This window comes from Clavibacter michiganensis subsp. insidiosus (assembly GCF_002240565.1).
Lineage (GTDB): Bacteria > Actinomycetota > Actinomycetes > Actinomycetales > Microbacteriaceae > Clavibacter > Clavibacter insidiosus.
Map to the genome: position 1 here is coordinate 3,183,469 of NZ_MZMO01000001.1, position 17,272 is coordinate 3,200,740.

General features: G+C 71.9%; 18 protein-coding genes. 6 read left to right on the plus strand and 12 right to left on the minus strand.

What is annotated here, in order from left to right; translation table 11 throughout:
• The first annotated feature begins 97 nt into the window (after positions 1-97).
• Together B5P21_RS15330 and B5P21_RS15335 are read left to right on the plus strand one after the other, a co-directional pair.
• Complete coding sequence (locus B5P21_RS15330; RefSeq protein WP_045526354.1) at positions 98-448, plus strand: hypothetical protein; 351 nt, start codon at positions 98-100, stop codon at positions 446-448.
• Positions 449-532: 84 nt separating this feature from the next.
• A complete protein-coding gene (locus B5P21_RS15335) occupies positions 533-2,716 on the plus strand; it encodes an alpha-galactosidase (RefSeq protein WP_094171357.1) in 2,184 nt (727 codons plus the stop codon).
• 66 nt (positions 2,717-2,782) lie between these two features.
• Here B5P21_RS15335 and B5P21_RS15340 read toward each other — a convergent pair whose 3' ends face one another.
• On the minus strand, positions 2,783-4,975 hold the full coding sequence (locus B5P21_RS15340) for an ATP-dependent Clp protease ATP-binding subunit (RefSeq protein WP_080939252.1): 2,193 nt from the start codon (positions 4,973-4,975) through the stop codon (positions 2,783-2,785).
• A 64-nt stretch (positions 4,976-5,039) separates the two neighbouring features.
• A complete protein-coding gene (locus B5P21_RS15345; RefSeq protein WP_045526349.1) occupies positions 5,040-6,044 on the minus strand; it encodes an NAD(P)/FAD-dependent oxidoreductase in 1,005 nt (334 codons plus the stop codon).
• Positions 6,045-6,258: 214 nt separating this feature from the next.
• Here B5P21_RS15345 and B5P21_RS15350 point away from each other — a divergent pair, with 214 nt between their 5' ends.
• Positions 6,259-6,483, plus strand: coding sequence for a hypothetical protein (locus tag B5P21_RS15350; RefSeq protein ID WP_045526348.1), 225 nt, complete (start codon positions 6,259-6,261; stop codon positions 6,481-6,483).
• A gap of 90 nt (positions 6,484-6,573) precedes the next feature.
• Here the strand turns inward: B5P21_RS15350 and B5P21_RS15355 are convergent, their stop codons facing one another.
• The 4 genes from B5P21_RS15355 to arfA all read right to left on the minus strand — a co-directional run bounded on the left by B5P21_RS15355 (position 6,574) and on the right by arfA (position 11,765).
• Positions 6,574-7,647, minus strand: a complete 1,074-nt coding sequence (locus tag B5P21_RS15355; protein ID WP_045526346.1) for a GTP-binding protein — start codon at positions 7,645-7,647, stop codon at positions 6,574-6,576.
• Between the two features lie 380 nt (positions 7,648-8,027).
• Positions 8,028-8,909, minus strand: coding sequence for an NgoMIV family type II restriction endonuclease (locus B5P21_RS15360; protein ID WP_094171358.1), 882 nt, complete (start codon positions 8,907-8,909; stop codon positions 8,028-8,030).
• Positions 8,906-9,868 (minus strand): DNA cytosine methyltransferase, encoded by a 963-nt coding sequence (locus B5P21_RS15365; protein ID WP_080939251.1) that lies wholly within the window; start codon positions 9,866-9,868, stop codon positions 8,906-8,908. The genes B5P21_RS15360 and B5P21_RS15365 overlap by 4 nt, the downstream gene beginning before the upstream one ends.
• 355 nt (positions 9,869-10,223) lie before the next feature.
• On the minus strand, positions 10,224-11,765 hold the full coding sequence (arfA, locus tag B5P21_RS15370) for an arabinosylfuranosidase ArfA (protein ID WP_045526342.1): 1,542 nt from the start codon (positions 11,763-11,765) through the stop codon (positions 10,224-10,226).
• Positions 11,766-11,928: 163 nt separating this feature from the next.
• Between arfA and B5P21_RS15375 the strand changes: the two genes are divergently transcribed.
• Entirely contained in the window at positions 11,929-12,444 is a 516-nt protein-coding gene (locus B5P21_RS15375) for an NUDIX domain-containing protein (RefSeq protein WP_080939250.1), read from the plus strand.
• A gap of 1 nt (position 12,445) precedes the next feature.
• Here B5P21_RS15375 and B5P21_RS17065 read toward each other — a convergent pair whose 3' ends face one another.
• Positions 12,446-13,267, minus strand: coding sequence for an Lrp/AsnC family transcriptional regulator (locus B5P21_RS17065; RefSeq protein ID WP_172457204.1), 822 nt, complete (start codon positions 13,265-13,267; stop codon positions 12,446-12,448).
• Here B5P21_RS17065 and B5P21_RS15385 point away from each other — a divergent pair.
• On the plus strand, positions 13,266-13,685 hold the full coding sequence (locus B5P21_RS15385; RefSeq protein WP_045526340.1) for a rhodanese-like domain-containing protein: 420 nt from the start codon (positions 13,266-13,268) through the stop codon (positions 13,683-13,685). The genes B5P21_RS17065 and B5P21_RS15385 overlap by 2 nt on opposite strands.
• Positions 13,686-13,727: 42 nt before the next feature.
• Here B5P21_RS15385 and B5P21_RS15390 read toward each other — a convergent pair whose 3' ends face one another.
• Positions 13,728-14,627, minus strand: a complete 900-nt coding sequence (locus B5P21_RS15390) for a serine hydrolase domain-containing protein (RefSeq protein ID WP_045526338.1) — start codon at positions 14,625-14,627, stop codon at positions 13,728-13,730.
• Positions 14,628-14,724: 97 nt separating this feature from the next.
• Here B5P21_RS15390 and B5P21_RS15395 point away from each other — a divergent pair, with 97 nt between their 5' ends.
• Positions 14,725-15,024, plus strand: coding sequence for a hypothetical protein (locus B5P21_RS15395; protein ID WP_094171359.1), 300 nt, complete (start codon positions 14,725-14,727; stop codon positions 15,022-15,024).
• Here the strand turns inward: B5P21_RS15395 and B5P21_RS15400 are convergent.
• The 4 genes from B5P21_RS15400 to B5P21_RS15415 are packed head-to-tail and all read right to left on the minus strand — an operon-like array spanning position 14,990 to position 17,250.
• Complete coding sequence (locus B5P21_RS15400) at positions 14,990-15,556, minus strand: GNAT family N-acetyltransferase (protein WP_094171360.1); 567 nt, start codon at positions 15,554-15,556, stop codon at positions 14,990-14,992. The two genes, B5P21_RS15395 and B5P21_RS15400, sit on opposite strands and share 35 nt — an antisense overlap.
• A 46-nt stretch (positions 15,557-15,602) precedes the next feature.
• A complete protein-coding gene (locus B5P21_RS15405; protein WP_045526333.1) occupies positions 15,603-16,001 on the minus strand; it encodes a polyketide cyclase in 399 nt (132 codons plus the stop codon).
• A complete protein-coding gene (locus tag B5P21_RS15410; RefSeq protein ID WP_045526331.1) occupies positions 15,998-16,540 on the minus strand; it encodes a GNAT family N-acetyltransferase in 543 nt (180 codons plus the stop codon). Before B5P21_RS15410 ends, B5P21_RS15405 begins: the two co-directional genes overlap by 4 nt.
• 29 nt (positions 16,541-16,569) lie before the next feature.
• A complete protein-coding gene (locus B5P21_RS15415; protein ID WP_094171361.1) occupies positions 16,570-17,250 on the minus strand; it encodes an SDR family NAD(P)-dependent oxidoreductase in 681 nt (226 codons plus the stop codon).
• Positions 17,251-17,272: the final 22 nt, after the last annotated feature.

The following is a 17,272-nucleotide window of genomic DNA, read 5'->3' on the forward strand; positions in this document are numbered from 1 at the left end:
CCGCTCGCCTGGCCCGTGCGCGCGGCGGACCCTCCTCCCGCTGGCCGCTGCCGACAAGCCCCTAGGCGGCGGGGGTGGGGTGGCCTTCACTGGATGCGTGCACACCATCCACTACGCCGACGGGCGCTACCTGACGGGCGACGACATCGCCCGGGCCGTCGTCGAGTGCGCGCAGGCGCTCGCGCGCGAGGGCATGGCCGCGGCGACCGTGACGGTCCCCGTCTGGCTGCCCCAGGGCGGCGTGGGCGCGGTGGCGATCCTCATCGGCCCGGCCAGCCAGATCGTGGTGGAGCCCGTCGGCCCCTCGGAGGACGAGCTGCGCGACCCGGAGGCCGTCGAGCGGATCCGGGCGCTGACCGTCCGCGCCCGTCAGTCGCAGTCGGGCACCAGCGTGAGCGCCGACCGACAGGACGGCACGGTCGTCCCGGGGCTCGAGGACCTGGACTGACGGCACGCGCGCCTCCTCGGCGCGCGCATCCCGTCGACCCGCGAGGATGGGGGCATCCCACCCGCATCGACGCGAGGAGCCCCCATGCCCGACACCGCCGCCCCCTCCGCCCTCCTCCACCTCCGGGCGTCCGGCGTCTCCCTGGTGCTCGACCTCACGGAGGGCCGCCTGTCGGCCGTCGTGCACTGGGGCGCGGACCTCGGCGAGACCGCCAAGGATGACCTCGCGACGCTGGCGCTCGCGGCCGTCGAGCCGATCGCGGGCAGCGTCGCCGACGATCCGATCCGCCTCGCGATCCTCCCCGAGTCCCACACGTCGTGGACCGGCAAGCCCGGCCTCGAGGGCCACCGCGACGGCGCCGACTGGTCGCCGCTGTTCCGCGTCACGTCCGCCACCGTCGACGGCGACCCGCTGCCCGCGGGCGTCGACGGTCGGCCGGGATCCGTGTCCGCCGGCCCCGCCCTCGTGCACGTCGACGCGGTCGACGAGGTCGCGGGCCTCGGCCTCGCGCTCGACGTCGAGCTGCTGCCGTCGGGCCTCGTCCGAACGCGCGCGGAGGTCACCAACACGGGCGAGGGGACCTACTCCGTCGGCGGCGTCACGCTCGCGCTGCCGCTGCCCGCCGAGGCCCGCGAGATCCTCGACTTCGCCGGGCGCTGGGGCCTGGAGCGCACGCCGCAGCGTCGCGAGCTCGTGGTCGGGATCCACGAGCGCGAGGGCCGCAAGGGCCGCACCGGACCCGACGCCGCCACCCTGCTGTCCGTCGGCACGCCCGGCTTCGGCTTCCGCCACGGCGACGTCCGCGGCGTGCACGTCGCGTTCAGCGGCAACCACCGCCACTACGCCGAGCGCCTCTCCACCGGCCGCCAGGTGATCGGCGGCGGCGAGCTGCTGCTGCCCGGCGAGGTGCGCCTGGCGCAGGGCGAGGCCTACGCGAGCCCGTGGGTCTACGCCGCGTACGGCGACGGCCTCGACGACCAGGCCGCCCGCTTCCACCGCCACCTGCGCGCGCGGGACACGCACCCGCGCCGCGACCGGCCCATGACGATCAACGTGTGGGAGGCCGTCTACTTCGACCACGACCTCGCCCGCCTGACCGACCTCGCGGATCGCGCCGCCGCGCTCGGCGTCGAGCGCTACGTGCTCGACGACGGCTGGTTCCGCCACCGCCGCGACGACCACGCCGGCCTCGGCGACTGGTACGTCGACGAGGACGTCTGGCCGGACGGCCTCGGCCCGATCATCGACCACGTCCAGGGCCTCGGCATGGAGTTCGGCGTCTGGTTCGAGCCCGAGATGGTCAACGAGGACAGCGACCTGGCGCGCGCCCACCCCGAGTGGATCATGGCCACCGGCGGCCGCCTGCCCGTGCGCGCCCGCGACCAGCAGGTGCTCGACCTCGCGATCCCCGAGGCGTACGCGTACGTGCTCGAGCGGATGACCGCGATCCTGTCCGAGAACGACATCGCCTACATCAAGTGGGACCACAACCGCGACCTGGTGGATGCCGGCATGTCCCCGCGCGGCGAGGCGGGCGTGCACCTGCAGACGCTCGCCGCGTACCGCCTCATGGACGAGCTGAAGGCGCGCTTCCCCGGGCTCGAGATCGAGTCGTGCTCGTCGGGCGGATCCCGCGTCGACCTCGGCGTGCTCGAGCGCACCGACCGCGTCTGGGTCTCCGACTGCATCGACCCGCTCGACCGCCAGACGATGATGCGCTGGACCATGCAGCTCCTCCCGCCGGAGCTGATGGGCTCCCACATCGCCTCGGGCGTCAGCCACACCACCGGCCGCGCCCACCGGCTCGCGTTCCGCGCGGGCTCCGCCCTGTACGGCCACCTCGGCATCGAGTGGGACCTCGCGCAGGCCACCGATGAGGAGAACGCCGACCTGGCGGCGTGGATCGCCCTCTACAAGGAGGAGCGCGCGCTGATGCACACGGGCACGGTCGTGCGCGCGGACGAGAGCGACCCCACGCTGCTGGTCTACGGCGCCGTCGCGGAGGACGCCGAGCGCGCGCTGTTCTTCCTCGCGTCGATCGGCCGCTCCGAGGTCTCGCCGCGCGGCCGCGTCCTGCTGCCGGGCCTCGATCCCGCGCGCCGCTACCGCGTGGAGCCCGTGCGCGTCGGCACCCCCGAGCCGGGCTTCGCGGCGCCGGCCTGGTGGGACGGCGTCGAGCTCACCGGCCGCGCGCTCGCGGCATCCGGCCTGCACGCGCCGCTGATGATGCCCGAGTCGATCGCGATCCTGCGGGTGACGGCGGTCTGATCCCGGCCGGACACGACGACGGCCCGCCGCGCGCCCGGGAGGGGCGCGCGACGGGCCGCACGGGGCTCAGGCGCCGGGCGCCGGATCCCCCGGCTCGTCCCTCCACGCGCGGCTGACCGTGAGGCCGTCGCCGTCCGACGCCAGGTCGACCCGCACCGCGTCGCCGTCGCGGATGTCGCCCGCGAGCAGCTCGCGCGCGAGGCGGTCGTCGATCTCGCGCTGCATGAGCCGGCGCAGCGGACGCGCTCCGTACAGCGGGTCGTGGCCGCGCTCGGCGAGCCAGCGGCGGGCGTCCGGAGTGACGCCGAGCGAGAGCCGACGATCCGCGAGCCGCACGCCGAGCCGGTCGATGTAGAGCTCCACGATCTGCGCCAGGTCGTCCATGGACAGCGTCTGGAACACCACGATGTCGTCGAGCCGGTTCACGAACTCCGGCTTGAACGTCTGGCGCACGAGCTGCTGCACGGCCTGCTCGCGCTGGTCGAGCGGCAGGGTGGCGTCGCTGATGAACTGCGAGCCGAGGTTGCTGGTGAGCACGAGGATCACGTTGCGGAAGTCGACCGTGCGGCCCTGGCCGTCGGTGAGCCGGCCGTCGTCGAGCACCTGGAGCAGCACGTCGAACACCTCGGGGTGCGCCTTCTCGACCTCGTCGAGCAGCACCACCGAGTAGGGGCGGCGCCGCACCGCCTCGGTGAGCTGGCCGCCCTGCTCGTAGCCGACGTACCCGGGAGGCGCGCCCACCAGGCGCGAGACGGCGAACTTCTCGCCGTACTCGCTCATGTCGATGCGCACCATCGCCTTCTCGTCGTCGAACAGGAACTCGGCGAGCGCCTTCGCGAGCTCCGTCTTGCCGACGCCCGTGGGGCCGAGGAAGAGGAAGGAGCCGGTGGGCCGGTCGGGATCCGAGATGCCGGCGCGCGTGCGGCGCACCGCGTCGGCGACGGCCCGCACCGCCTGCTTCTGGCCGATGAGCCGCTTGCCCAGCTCCTGCTCGAGGTGCAGCAGCTTCTCGGTCTCGCCCTGGAGCAGCCGGCCGACGGGGATCCCCGTCCACGCCGCGACGACCGCCGCCACGTCCTCGGCGGTCACCTGCTCGTTCACCATGCGGTCCTCGGCCGACGGCACCGACTCGGCGGCCTCCGCCTGCGCGACCTCGCGCTCGATCACCGGGATCTCGCCGTAGAGCAGGCGCGACGCCTTCTCGAGGTTCCCCTCGCGCTGGGCCCGCTCGGCGCGGATCCGCAGCTCGTTCAGCTCGTCCTTCAGCTTGCCGACGCGGTTGACGCTCGCGCGCTCCGCCTCCCAGCGCCGCTGCAGCTCGCCCAGGGTCCGCTCGCGCGCCGCGACGTCCTCGCGCAGCTTGGCCAGCCGGGCCTTCGACGCCTCGTCCTTCTCGCGCTTGAGCGCGAGCTCCTCGAGCCGCATGCGGTCGACCGCGCGCCGCAGCTCGTCGATCTCGACGGGCGACGAGTCGATCTCCATCCGCAGCCGCGACGCCGCCTCATCGATGAGGTCGATGGCCTTGTCGGGCAGCTGGCGGGCGGGGATGTAGCGGTTGGAGAGGGACGCGGCCGCGACGAGCGCCGCGTCCGTGATGGGCACCTGGTGGTGCGCCTCGTACCGGCCCTTGAGCCCGCGGAGGATCGCGACGGTGTCCTCGACGCTCGGCTCGCCGACGTACACCTGCTGGAACCGGCGCTCGAGCGCGGCGTCCTTCTCGATGTACTGGCGGTACTCGTCGAGCGTGGTCGCGCCGATGAGGCGCAGCTCGCCGCGCGCGAGCATGGGCTTGAGCATGTTGGACGCCGCGACGGATCCCTCGCCGCCGCCCGCGCCCATGAGCGTGTGCAGCTCGTCGACGAACGTGATGATCTCGCCGTCGGCGTCGTCGATCTCCTTGAGCACCGCCTTCAGCCGCTCCTCGAACTCGCCGCGGTACTTCGCGCCCGCGACGAGCGCCGCCAGATCCAGCGAGACGAGCTGCTTGCCCTTGAGCGAGTCGGCCACGTCGCCCGCGACGATGCGCTGCGCGAGGCCCTCGACCACGGCGGTCTTGCCGACGCCGGGCTCGCCGATGAGCACCGGGTTGTTCTTGGTGCGCCGCGTGAGCACCTGGCTGATGCGCCGGATCTCCGCGTCGCGTCCGATGACCGGGTCGAGCTTGCCGCTCTTCGCGATCTCGGTCAGGTTCACCCCGTACTGCTCGAGCGCGGTCTTCGCGTTCTCGTCGGTGGCGGGTGCGCCCTGCATGTTGGCCACTGCGTTCCCTTCGGTCGTACTTGAGTCGTGCGGGCTCAAGTTTACTTCGGGATCCGACTCAGCGCTACCGGGCGACGGCCCCCGCTGGCATCGCCGCCACCGCGATCGCCACGTCCTCCGTCACCATCCCGGCGTTCGCCATCGCGCCCGCCATGGTGCCCGCGGCCATGGCCACCGGCACGTTCGCCGATCCGCTCGACGCGTTGCCCGCGATGAGGAGACCGGGGACGCTCGTCTGGCCCATCGGATCCGCGGCGACGAACGGGCCCCATGGGGTGTCCTCCGTCGCGGCGCCCAGCTCGCGCGCGACGGCGTCGCGCGGCGCGATGCCGGGCATGGTGAAGAGCGAGTCGAGCGGGATCGTCCGCCCGTCGGCGAGCTCCACGCCCTCCAGCGCGCCCCGTTCGCCGAGCACGCGGACGACCGCGGACTCCTCCACGCGGATCCCGCGCGCGTCGATCCCGGCGCGCGTCGCCTCGTCGATCGCGAGCGGCGCCCCGTCGGCCGTCCCGCCCGCGACGAGGAACGTGACGTCGGCCGACCACTGCCGCAGCATCTGCACGTGGTGGAGGCTGCCGGGCCCGGTCGCGAGCACGCCGATGCGGCGGTCGCGCACCTCGTAGCCGTCGCAGTAGGGGCAGACGACGACGCCGGCGCCCCAGTGCGCGGCGAGGCCGGGGACCTCGGGCAGCACGTCGGCGAGTCCGGTCGCGAGGATCACGCGGCGGGCCGTGACCTCGGCGCCGCCGTCGAGGCTCACGCGGAAGCGCGGGCCGACCCGGTGGTCGAGCGCCGCGACCGACTCCACCCGACCGTCGAGCACGACGCCGCCGTAGCCCTCGACCTCGCGGCGCCCCTCCGCGACGAGCTGCCGCGGCGGCTTCCCGTCGTGGCCGAGCACGCCGTGCATGTGCGCGGCGACGGCGTTGCGGGGCTGGCCCGCGTCGACGACCAGCACGCTGCGGCGAGCCCGCGCGAGCATGAGCGCGGCGCTCGATCCCGCGACGCCGCCGCCGATGACGACCGCGTCCCACTCCTGCTGACCTTCGATGCGTTCGGTGATGTCCATGGACCGAGCCTCGCGGGTCGGGTCGCCCGGCGCACGACTCCTTGCGGGATCGGCAAGGCGCCTGCGGCGCAGCCGGGTCGCGCGGGGTCCTTCCACAGATGACGCGCGCGCCGATCCGGGCCGTCCGCGGGCTCGTCACCTCGTGACGTCGACGGCTGCTCGCGCACGTCCGCAGCGGCGCGCTCCGCCCCTCACGAGAACAAGGAGATGCACCATGGCCACGACCAGGACCACCTCGCGCCGCCCCTCGACCGCCGCACGCTCCGCCCTCGCGCTCGGCGCGCTCAGCGCGCCCCTCGTGCTCAGCCCGATGGCCGCGCACGCCGCCGCCGGCGTCGACACCACGGCCGCCGCGTCGCGCGCGGGGCACTTCGACGGCTGCGTCGCACCCGACTGGCCGATCCCCGGACAGGACCCGCACTGCCATCACGGTGCGTGATCGGCGACACCCGGATCACCCGGCTCCGCTCACCCGCGTGAGCGCGTGGGCGCGTGGGCTCCGTCCCGACGGACGCCAGCACGTCCCGCGTCAGTGCCGGTGCTCGGTGTCCCAGACGGGGAACGGATCCGCGTAGCCGTGCCACGCGTCCGGCCCCGCGATGAGCTCGGCGGGCTCCAGGAGGCAGGCGCCGAGGATCCGGTCGAGCAATTCGCCGTCGAGGTGCTCGCCGACGAACGCGATCTCCTGCCCGGCGGGCGAGTCGGCGTCCCAGCTGCGCATCGCGGTCGGGTCGAGGCTCAGCACGTCGCCCGCGGTCGCCCACGCGCCGACGGTCGCGGGCCGCGTCGCGAGGCGGACGAGCCCGCGGGAGCGGACGATCCGGCCGACGGGGCCGGGCACGAGGTCGTGCGCGACGGCGCGGTGCAGGCGGCCGGGGTGGAACGGGCGGGGGTCACGGAACACGTGCACGCCCATGCCGCCCGCGGTCGTCGGCCCGGCCTCGCCCGCGAGCGCGATCTGCCACCCCATCCCCGCGGCGAGCCCTCGTGCGCGACCCCGGCCGATGCGCAGGGGCGCCGGCGCGAGCGACGCCCGGTCGGCCGTGACGACGACGCGAGCATCCGGGGCCAGGTGCGCGAGCAGCGCGACGGCTCGACGGGCGTCCGGCGTGGGGCGGTCGGGATCCAGGTCGTCGAGCACCACGACGCTCGCGCACTCGAGCCGCCCGGCCAGCCGCTCGGCCGCGTCGAACGGCGTCGCGTCGGCGTCGCCCGGGTCGAGCAGCAGCTCGCGGATCTCGGCGACCGAGGAGACCGCGACCACGTCGAGGATGCCGATGGGCGTGGATCCGGGGCGCCGCGCCTCGACGACGTGCTCGAGCACGAGCGCGACCTCGAGCGGATCCGCGGCCGGCTCCAGCGCGACGACCGCGAGCCCGGTGCGCCCGTCGTCGGCGTCCGCGATGAGGCCGTCGGCGAGGTCCGCGCCGAGGTCGCCGCTGTCGCCGCCCGGCGCCTCGACCACGGCGGGCGGTGCCGACGCGGGTGCGCCGACCGCGGCAGCGGCGACGCGCGACGCGGCCGCGAGGTCGCTCGCCGAGACGAGGGTGACGGCCAGCCCGCCGCGGACGACAGACGGGCGGGCGTTCGCGTGGGGATCCATCCGCCCAGCCTAGAAGAGAATCGTTCTCATCTGCGTCGCGGCGAGCGCCTCGCGTCGAGCGAACTGCCGCATCTCGGCAACTATGCCCGAGGGCCGTCATCCTCAGTCGGCGCGCCCCCGCCATACGTCTCCCGTCGGACGCCGATGCGGCGCGACGGCCGCCTAATGGAGCGGCACGCGACTAACCGAGCGACCCAGCCGGCAAAGGGACGGCGAACAACGGGATGGTGAGCCTGCCGCCCACGAGCGACGCCGAAAATATGTGCTTCAGATACCCGCACCCTCGCTCCACGATGGTGTTCTTCGTGCAGACTTGCTCGTAACGGATCCGGACCGCTTGGAGAGCCTTAGAGAGGGTAATAGTCAAGGTCGTCGTCGTACTAGACGGCCAGATCAAGCGGTAGATCCGAAATATCTTTCAATCGCTTACCTTCGATCATCATGGAAAGCGATTCAACGGAATCGCCGTGCCCTTCCTCTTGGACCGCTGGGAGCAACTCAGGCAGCGCAAAGTGGTATACACAATCTATGTCACCGGTTCCCAGTGCAACCGACGCAATACGCGACGGGAGTAGCTCCGCGGTTACTACCGCTATGTGAGGAAGGCGACCTTTTCGGTTTCGAATCAAATTCAGAGCTTCGGATCGAGCGTTTTGAGCCCGGTCGCTTCGAATTGTCCATTTACAAGATACCACGGCATGGAGGATCCGTTTAGGTTGATTTTGCCGCCGCAAAGGCGAGTACAGCGCGACGGTTTCATCGACAAGCACCCCAGATGCATTGATCTCCCAATCGTCGACGGGCGCGCGTGAGATCACGATATCTGGAGCAATGGCATATCCGTTACCCAGTACGGCTTGAAGACTTGGATTAGCTCTTACGGCGGCGTCAAGGTCTACTAGATGCGCATATTGTTCAAATATTGAAGCCTGAGCGGCAGCCCCCCTCCCGGTGACCTTTTTTATCTCCCAATCACCCGGGCGGAGCGCACCTAGAAGCGGAAACGTATCCTGCAAGAACGCTGCCGTCGCAGCCTCGAAGGCATTCCCAGATGTCTGTCCGGCGCTTCTCTCGGCGATTGTTTCAACCTGGAGACGGGCAGCAATACTCTTCGCATACCTCACGCTCGTAGCGTTATTCTTGTCCGCATTACTCGGCACGCCGACTTCACTCAAAGTCAACGTCGTCCCGGAGAGCAGACTAGCGTGATACCCACGACGGGCCTCGGCAAAAGCCGCAGAGCTTCGGAGTTGCGCGGTCATGCGACAGCGAATAGACGTCGAGTGGCCAGCGCATCACTAATTCTTTGACCGACAGCAGCGGCAACAGGCGGTGGAAACGCATTTCCGACTTGCCTATATGCGGCAGTCTTCCTTCCGAACAGTGCCCAGTCGTCAGGGAACCCTTGAATTCTTGCTGCCATTCGGACAGTGAGGCGTGGCATGCCTTCAAAGCCAGGCTGGGGCGCCTCATCGGCTAAAGATTTGCCATTAACCCCAAGTGCTGCCCAGGCAGCCCGGGCACGGGTCGGCCCCAAGTCTGGGCCGCCATGCTTTTTCGAGCCCCCGACCAGAGTCGGTGCGATTGCATTGGCGCCTCTCGCCCAGGCAGAGGCGCCCTCCCAACCATCAGCAGCCATCAAATCGTAAAGTAGCTCTCCTACAGTCAATGGCTTTACTTCACTCGGGATAGGCCACACGAAGTTATCGGCGTAGTCATTACGTAGCGCAGTAAAGATTACTCTCGGGCGTAATTGAGACACCCCATAGTTAGAAGCGTTTAGCAATCTCCAACTCCCGGAATAGCCCAGCTTCCTCAACTGTGCTTCAACGTCACTTCTGTAAGAATCAAAAACAGAATCGAGCAAGCCGCGGACGTTCTCGAACATTACCGCTTTCGGTCGAATTTCGTCTACGAGATCGATTGCCTTGGGGAAAAGATTACGTTCATCTTCTTCACCGAGCTGCTTTCCGGCCTTCGAGAACGGTGGGCAGGGGACACCTCCCGCCAACAGATCTACCCCTTTATAATCCTCACCAGACCAACTAAGCAAGTCGCGCTCCAGCACATTCCAGCCTGGCCGATTTAGGCGCAGCGTTTGGCACGCAGGGTGCTCAATCTCAACAAGTGCTTCATGAACGAAACCAGCCTGTTCAAGTCCAAGCGCTTGCCCCCCGGCACCTGTGCAGATTTCGACAGATGTAAGTTCTGCGCTCACCATGCTCCTTCAGTTTCCACTTGATAGACAGTACCCTTGACCAGCGACGATCCGCTTCAGGTGAGACGGAAAAAGTCGTGGGTGGAGAAGGACGCAGGCTACGGCGGCGCAAGGATCCAGACGACCACTTGGGGACAGATCCTCCCGCAGCTCGCCGTGAAGGAGCGCCGCTCCTAGAGCATAAGCAGGAGCCCTCGCCAGACCGGCGATCCTCCTAGTGTGCTTCGTGGTCCTCCCATCCGCGGCGGACTACAGCCACCTCAGCCCACATCTGGAGAATTCGGACCTTCATCCGCGGCGCACGACGCCCGCCGGCCGCGGGTGCGGCGCGACGGGCGCGTGGGGGAACGGGGTGCGGCTAGCCGAGCGACACGGCCGTCCACGACACGGGCGGCAGGGTGATCGTGAGCGTGCCGTCGGCGAGCGTCGCCGACGCGTTCGGCGTGAGGCCCACGCGCTCGCGGTCCTCGAAGGTGTTCTTCGCGTAGACGTCCTCGTCGTGGATCCCGACGGCCTCGAGCACCTCGGAGACGGCGAGGCCGGCGACGTCGACCTCGATGGTGAGCGCCTCCGACAGGCTGCGGTTCACGAGGAAGACCGCGGCGCGGCCGGTGGCCTCGTCGAAGGTCGCGACGGAGTCGACGAGCGGTGCGGTGCCGTGCACCTCGGTCTCGTACGTGCCCACGTCGATGCGCGGCCTCAGCACTTCGCCCTGCGCGAGCCGGCTCGTGACCGAGAACGGGAAGAACGTGGTCTGGCGCCAGGCGCCGCCGCCGGTCTCCGTCATGATCGGCGCGATCACGTTCACGAGCTGCGCGAGGCTGGCGGAGGTGACGCGGTCGCTGTGCTTGAGCAGCGTGATCATGAGGTTGCCGAGCACGACCGCGTCCGCGACCGAGTAGACGTCCTCGAGCAGGTGCGGCGCGTAGGGCCAGCCCTCCGTGATCACGCCGGACTCCTGGTGCTCGTCGAGGTACCAGACGTTCCACTCGTCGAACGAGATGTTGATCGTCTTGTCGCTCTTGCGGCGGTACTTGACCTGGTCGGCCGACGCGACGACCGTGCGGATGAAGTACTCCATGTCGAGCGAGGAGGCGAGGAAGCTGCCGAGGTCGCCCTTGCGCTCCTGGTAGTAGGCATGCGCGGAGATGAAGTCGACGTTGTCGTACGCGTGCTCGAGCACGGTGCGCTCCCACTCGCCGAAGGTCGGCATGCTGGATCCGCTGCTGCCGCACGCGACGAGCTCGAGCGTGGGATCCACCATCTTCATGGCGCCGGCGGTGCGGTTCGCGAGCTTGCCGTAGTCGTCGGCGGTCATGTGGCCGACCTGCCACGGGCCGTCCATCTCGTTGCCGAGGCACCACATCTTGACGCCGTGCGGCTCCGGGGATCCGTTGGCGATGCGCTGGTCGGAGAGGGCGGTGCCGCCCGGGTGGTTCGCGTACTCGAGGATGTCGAGCGACTCGAGGACGCCGCGGGTGCCGAGGTTGACGGCCATCATCAGCTCGCTGCCGGTGAGCGCGCACCAGCGCGCGAACTCGTCGAGGCCGACCTCGTTGGTCTCGAGCGAGTGCCAGGCGAGGTCGAGGCGCTTCGGGCGGTCCTCGCGCGGGCCGACGCCGTCCTCCCAGCGGTAGCCGGAGACGAAGTTGCCGCCGGGGTAGCGGATGGCGCTCGAGCCGAGCTCCTTGACGAGGTCGACCACGTCGAGGCGGAAGCCGTCCTCGTTCGCCGTGGGGTGGCCGGGCTCGTAGATGCCGTCGTACACGCAGCGGCCGAGGTGCTCGACGAACGAGCCGAAGGTGCGGCGGTTGACGGGGGCCACGACGGCGGTGCGGTCGATGGCGATGCGGGCGTCGGGTGCTGTGCGGGCGTCGGCCGCGGGGCGGGCGTCGGTCATGGAGTGGTCCTTCACTTCATCGGGAGCGGGGCCGATCGACGCCGGCGGTGCCGGGTGGATCCGAGCCGTTACAACGTTGTAAGAGCAACGCGGATCCATTCTCGCGGGGGCGCGGGGGACGTGTCAACGCGGGCGGCGGGCGGGCGGCCGCTAGCGTCGTGGGGTGCCCGCATCCGACCACGTCCGGCGCCTGCGCTCACGCGTCGGGCACGACCTGCTGCTCCTGCCCGCGGTGACCGCGGTGATCCAGGACGGCGACCGCTTCCTGCTGGCGCGGCAGCGCGACACGGACCGGTGGAGCCTCGTCGGCGGCGCGGTCGAGCCCGGCGAGGATCCCGCGGAGGCGCTCGCGCGCGAGGTGCGGGAGGAGCTCGGCGTCGAGCCCGGGATCGGAGCGATCGTCGGGGCGTACGGCGGCGCCGCGCTCGAGGCGACCTACCCGAACGGCGACCGCGTCGCGTACGTGACGGTCGCCTACCGGTGCGCGCTGCCCGCGGCCGAGCTGTCGCTCGACGACGACGAGCTCGTCGAGGTGCGTTGGGCGCCTCGGGCGGAGGTGGCCGCCCTCGACCGGCACGAGTGGATCGACCGGAGCCGTGGCGGCAGGGGATCCCGCTGGCCGAGCGCAACATCGCCGCGATGTGGCGGAACTACCGCGACGAAGGCTGGACGCGCGTGATCTACACGAACACGGTCAGCGTGCTCGAGCTGCACGCGCTGACGGCCGCGCTCGGCGGCGAGGTCGAGGCGGTCGGCGTGCTGCTCACGGCGGACGACGCCACGGCGGCCGCTCGGCTCGCCGGCCGCGAGATCGGGTCGGGCCTGGCGGAGGCGATCGAGCGGAGCGCGACGGCGGCGCCGCGGCTGGAGGCGGGGGCGGCGGACGCGGTCCACCGCGTCGCCACCGACGGACGGAGCGTCGCGGAGATCGCGGCGGAGGTGGTGGGGCTCAGCGGGTGGTGGTGCCGCCCCGGCACCGGGCTCGAGTAGACGACGTGGGTGGTGATCCCGCCGAGGGCGGCGAGGCGGCCCGTGATGCGCTCGAGGTCGCGCATCGAGCGGGCGTGGACCTTGATGATGAAGCAGTCGGCGCCCGTGACGTGGTGCGCCTCGACGATCTCCGGCACCTCGGCGACCAGCGCGTGGAACGGCCGGTAGTCGCCCGACGGGTACGCGAGGCGCACGAAGGCGGTGACGGCCCAGCCGAGGGCCTCGGGATCCACCGTGATCGAGTAACCGGTGATGATGCCCGCCTCGGTGAGACGACGCACGCGCTCGGCGGTCGCGCTGGCCGAGAGCGAGACGGCCCGGCCGACCTGCGCGACGCTCATCCGGCCGTCGCCCTGCAGCTCGGCGATGATCGCGTGGTCGGTGACGTCGAGGGTCAGCGGCGGATTCGTCGAGATTGGGCCGAACCTACCGGGCGATCCGCGGCGCGACGGCCCCGATGCCGCGCGACGCCCCTTCCTCGCCCCGGTGCCCGGCCGCTTCGATGGAGGCATGCACACGAGCCTCTCCGCGACCGACTTCTTCGCCGCCAAGCTGACCTACGAGACCGACCCGGCCGACCTCGCCGCCGACCGGGCGGGCGGCGCCGCGCCGCTCGTGGTCGACGTGCGCTCGGACGCGTCCTGGCGGCAAGGGCGGATCCCCGGCGCCGTCCACATCCCCGGCGCGGAGCTCGCGACACGCGCCGCCGCCGAGCTGCCCGACCGGGATGCACGGGTCGTCGTCTACTGCTGGGGACCCGGCTGCAACGGCAGCACACGAGCCGCGCTCACGCTGGCGAGTCTCGGCTACACGCGCGTGCAGGAGCTGATCGGCGGGTTCGAGTACTGGGCGCGCGAGGGGTTCGCGGTGGCCACGGACGCGGGGCGGACGCGACGGGAACCGGATCCGCTGACGGCGCCGGTCGGCTGACGCGCTGCTCCGCTCATCGCGCCGCGCCGCTGACGCGGAAGGTCAGCCGACGACGGGCGCCGTGTCCGCGACGGCCGCCGCGGCCAGCTCGGCGAGCCGGTGGTCGCGCTCCTCCTCGTGGGCGGTGATGGTGACGACCGCGTCACGGGATCCGTCGACCAGCACGTACTGGCCGTAGCGGCCGTCGAGTCGCCAGACGTCGCCGGGCCCGTCCCAGGTCGCGAGGCCGTAGCGGGCGAAGGGGGCGGCGGGATCGGCGCCGGTGGCGACCCAGGATCCGTGCATCCGGTCGACCCACTCCGCGCTCACGAGCTGCCGGCCCTCCCCCGCGCCGCGGTCGCGCAGCAGGCGGCCGATGCGCGCCAGCTCGCCCGTGCGCAGCTCCAGGCCGCTCCCGCCCACGATGAACCCGAGCGGGCAGCGGTGCCACTGCGGATTCTCGATGCCGAGCGGCGCGAAGAGGCGCGGGAGGAGCCAGTCGCGCACGTCGCCGACCGCGGCGGCCAGCATCCGCATGGCGACGTAGGGGCTCGCGTCGCTGTACCGGAAGACGCGGCCGGGGCCGCTCGTGGGGAGGCCGAGCATCGCCTGCGCGAGGTCGGATCCGGGGACGGGCTCGTCGCCGAACCAGGCGAAGTCGATGCCGCTCGTCATGGTGAGGAGGTGCTCGATGGTGACCTCGTCGACGCCCGGGCCGAGGTCGATGCCGGGCAGCAGCTCGGGCACGCGGGTGCCGAGCCGGAGGATCCCCTCGTCCACCGCGATGCCGACGGCGAGCGCGCACACGCCCTTGGACACCGAGTACAGGTTCTCGCGGTCGTCGCTGCGCCAGCGGTGCTCAGCCTCGTCGTCCCCGACCCGCACGACGATGCCGTACGCGCCGAGCCGCTCCCGGTCGATGCCCTCGACGAGGCGGGCGAGGGCGTCGGCGGCGGTGCTCATGGATCCAGTGTGGCGCGGGATCCCGCGGGGGCACGCCCCTTCCCCCGGCCGGGGGAACCATGCGAGGGTGGCGGCTCGGCACACGGCAGAGGACGACATGAGGCTCGCGACGCGCATCACGATCGGGGCGCTGGCGGCCGAGCTCGTCGCCCTCGGGGTGCTGCTGCTCCTCGCGGACCGGTGGGAGGACATGGGGTGGCCCGCGCGCGGCATGGACCACTGGGTCATCGGAGTCGGCTTCGCCCTGCCGCCGCTCGTCGTGCTGACGGCGGTCGTGCTCGTGCTGCTGGCGGCGACGCGGATCACCGTGGCGGAGGTCGGGGCGTGGCGGGCGCGTCGTGCGCCGGTCCCGACGGCCGGGATCAGCGCATGGTCGCGTCCCGATCCGCGTCGCTGAGCTCGCGATCGGCGTAGACCAGGCGCATCACGTCGGGGTCGGGGTTGCCCGGATCTGGCCCGCGGTGCACCAGCGTCAGCCCGGCCTTCTCCGCCACGGCCGCCGAGGCGCGGTTGTGCGCGACGAGGTACGCGACCACCGGCAGCTCGGGGCGCAGGATCCGTGCCCGCGCGATCGCCCGTGACGCCAGCTCGGTCGCGTACCCGCGGCCGTGCACGGTCGGCGAGAAGCGGTAGCCGAGGTTCCAGAAGGCGTCGTGCGCGATGCCGCATCCGCCGAACCCGACGACCGCGTCGGCGTCCCGCTCGCGCACGATCCACGTGCCGAGGCCGTCGCGCTCCCAGCCCTCGACCCGCGCGCGGAGGAAGCGGTCGGTCTGCGCGGGATCGGTCACGCGCAACGACGGGTAGTGGGTCCAGACGGCGGGGTCGGAGCGGATCGCGTGCACCTCGGTCGCGTCGTCCGGAGAGGGGAGGTGGAGGTCGAGCCGGGCCGTGCGGTCCTCGGGGGCGGCGAGGCGGACGGACGTCATGCGTCGACGGTAGCGGCCGGTGGCGACGCCCGAGTCGGCGGGCGGATCAGCCGCGCGCCACCAGCGCCGCGAGGCGGTCGAGGTCCTCCGCGACGAGCGCCGCGTCCTCCGCGAGCGCGATGTCGGTCATGCCGGGCCGGCGGAAGAGCGTGAAGACGACCTCGCTGCCGTCGTCGTTGGGGAGCACGCGCAGCGGGTTGCGGACCACGGTGCCGTCGGGGAGCGTCACGTCGTGGTCGAGGATCCCGAGCTCGCGCGGGCCCGTGAACGCGATCTCGATCGAACCCATCGGCGAGTCCGACAGCCAGCGCCCGCCCTCGAGCCGGATCCCCGCGCTGACGCCCGCCGCCCACTCGGGCAGCCGCGCGGGGTCCCCCGCCACGGCGACGACGGACGCCATGTCGGCGTCGACGGATCGGGTGATGTGCAGCGCGGGCCAGGTCACGCTCCGACGCTACCGGGGAGCGGCACGACGGCGGGAGGCGGATCCGTCGCGAGCCGCGCGTGCGTCTCCACGTCGAAGCGCTCGTCGCCGTAGCGGAGCTTGGCGCGCTCGATCCCCTCGGCCGCGAAGCCCGCGCGCGTCGCGACCCGGCACGACGCCGGGTTGGCCACGCGGTGCCCGAGCTCGAGGCGGAACAGGCCGTCGGCGAAGGCCCATGCCGCCGCGCCCGCGAGCGCCCGGGTCGCGAGTCCGCGTCCCCGACCGGATCCCGCCAGCCAGTAGTGCAGCCACGCGGTGTCGTGCCGGCGGTCGATCGCGGAGACGCCGACGCTGCCGACCGCGACTCCCCCGTCGACGATCGCCCAGACGCGATGGGCGTCGTCGGAGGCGAGGGGGCCGGCGATGTGCGCCTCGGCGGCCGCGACCGTCGCGAGGTCGGCGCCGCCGAGCTGCGTCACGAGGTCCGGCGTCGTGAGGAACGCGTCGCGCAGGGCGGCGGCGTCGGACGCGGTCCCGGGACGGAGGCGGGGGCCGGGCATGCCCCCACCCTGCCAGCGCGCGCCCGGCCTCAGTACTCGATGCGCCCGTGCCGGCTGTGGAACTCGCCCGTCGGCCCGTCCGGCCCGACGAGCGCCATCGCGACGGTCGCGTCGGTGCCCTCGGTCACCGTCTGGTGGCCGCTGTTGCCGTTGAAGTCGGTCGCCGTGTAGCCGGGGTCGGTGGCGTTGATGCGGAAGCCCGGCAGGTTCTTCGCGTACTGCACGGTCGCGGTGATCACGGCGGCCTTCGAGGCCGCGTACGGGATCGCGAGCACGCCGCTCTCGTCGGTGCCGTCGCCGCGGAGGGCGCGCGGCCAGCCGACGCCCGAGGAGACGTTCACGATGACGGGCGCGGCGGAGGCGCGCAGCAGCGGCAGCGCGGCCTGCGTCACGCGGACGATGCCGACGACGTTGGTCTGCAGCACGGCGGCCATCGCCTCCGGCGTGAGGTCGTCGACGCCGAACGAGGTGCCGAGGATGCCGGCGTTGTTGACCAGCACGTCGAGCCCAGGCAGCTCGGACATCGCGCGGTCGACGCTCGCCTGGTCGTCGACGTCGAGCTGCACGGGGCGGGCGCCGAGGGCGCGGGCGGCGTCGCCGTCGGCGGTGTCGCGCATGCCGACGTAGACGGTGTGGCCGGCCTCGATGAGGCGGCGGGCGGTCTCGATGCCGAGGCTGCGGTTGGATCCGGTGATCAGTGTGGTGGTCATGCATCGAGCCTGCGCCCCGCCC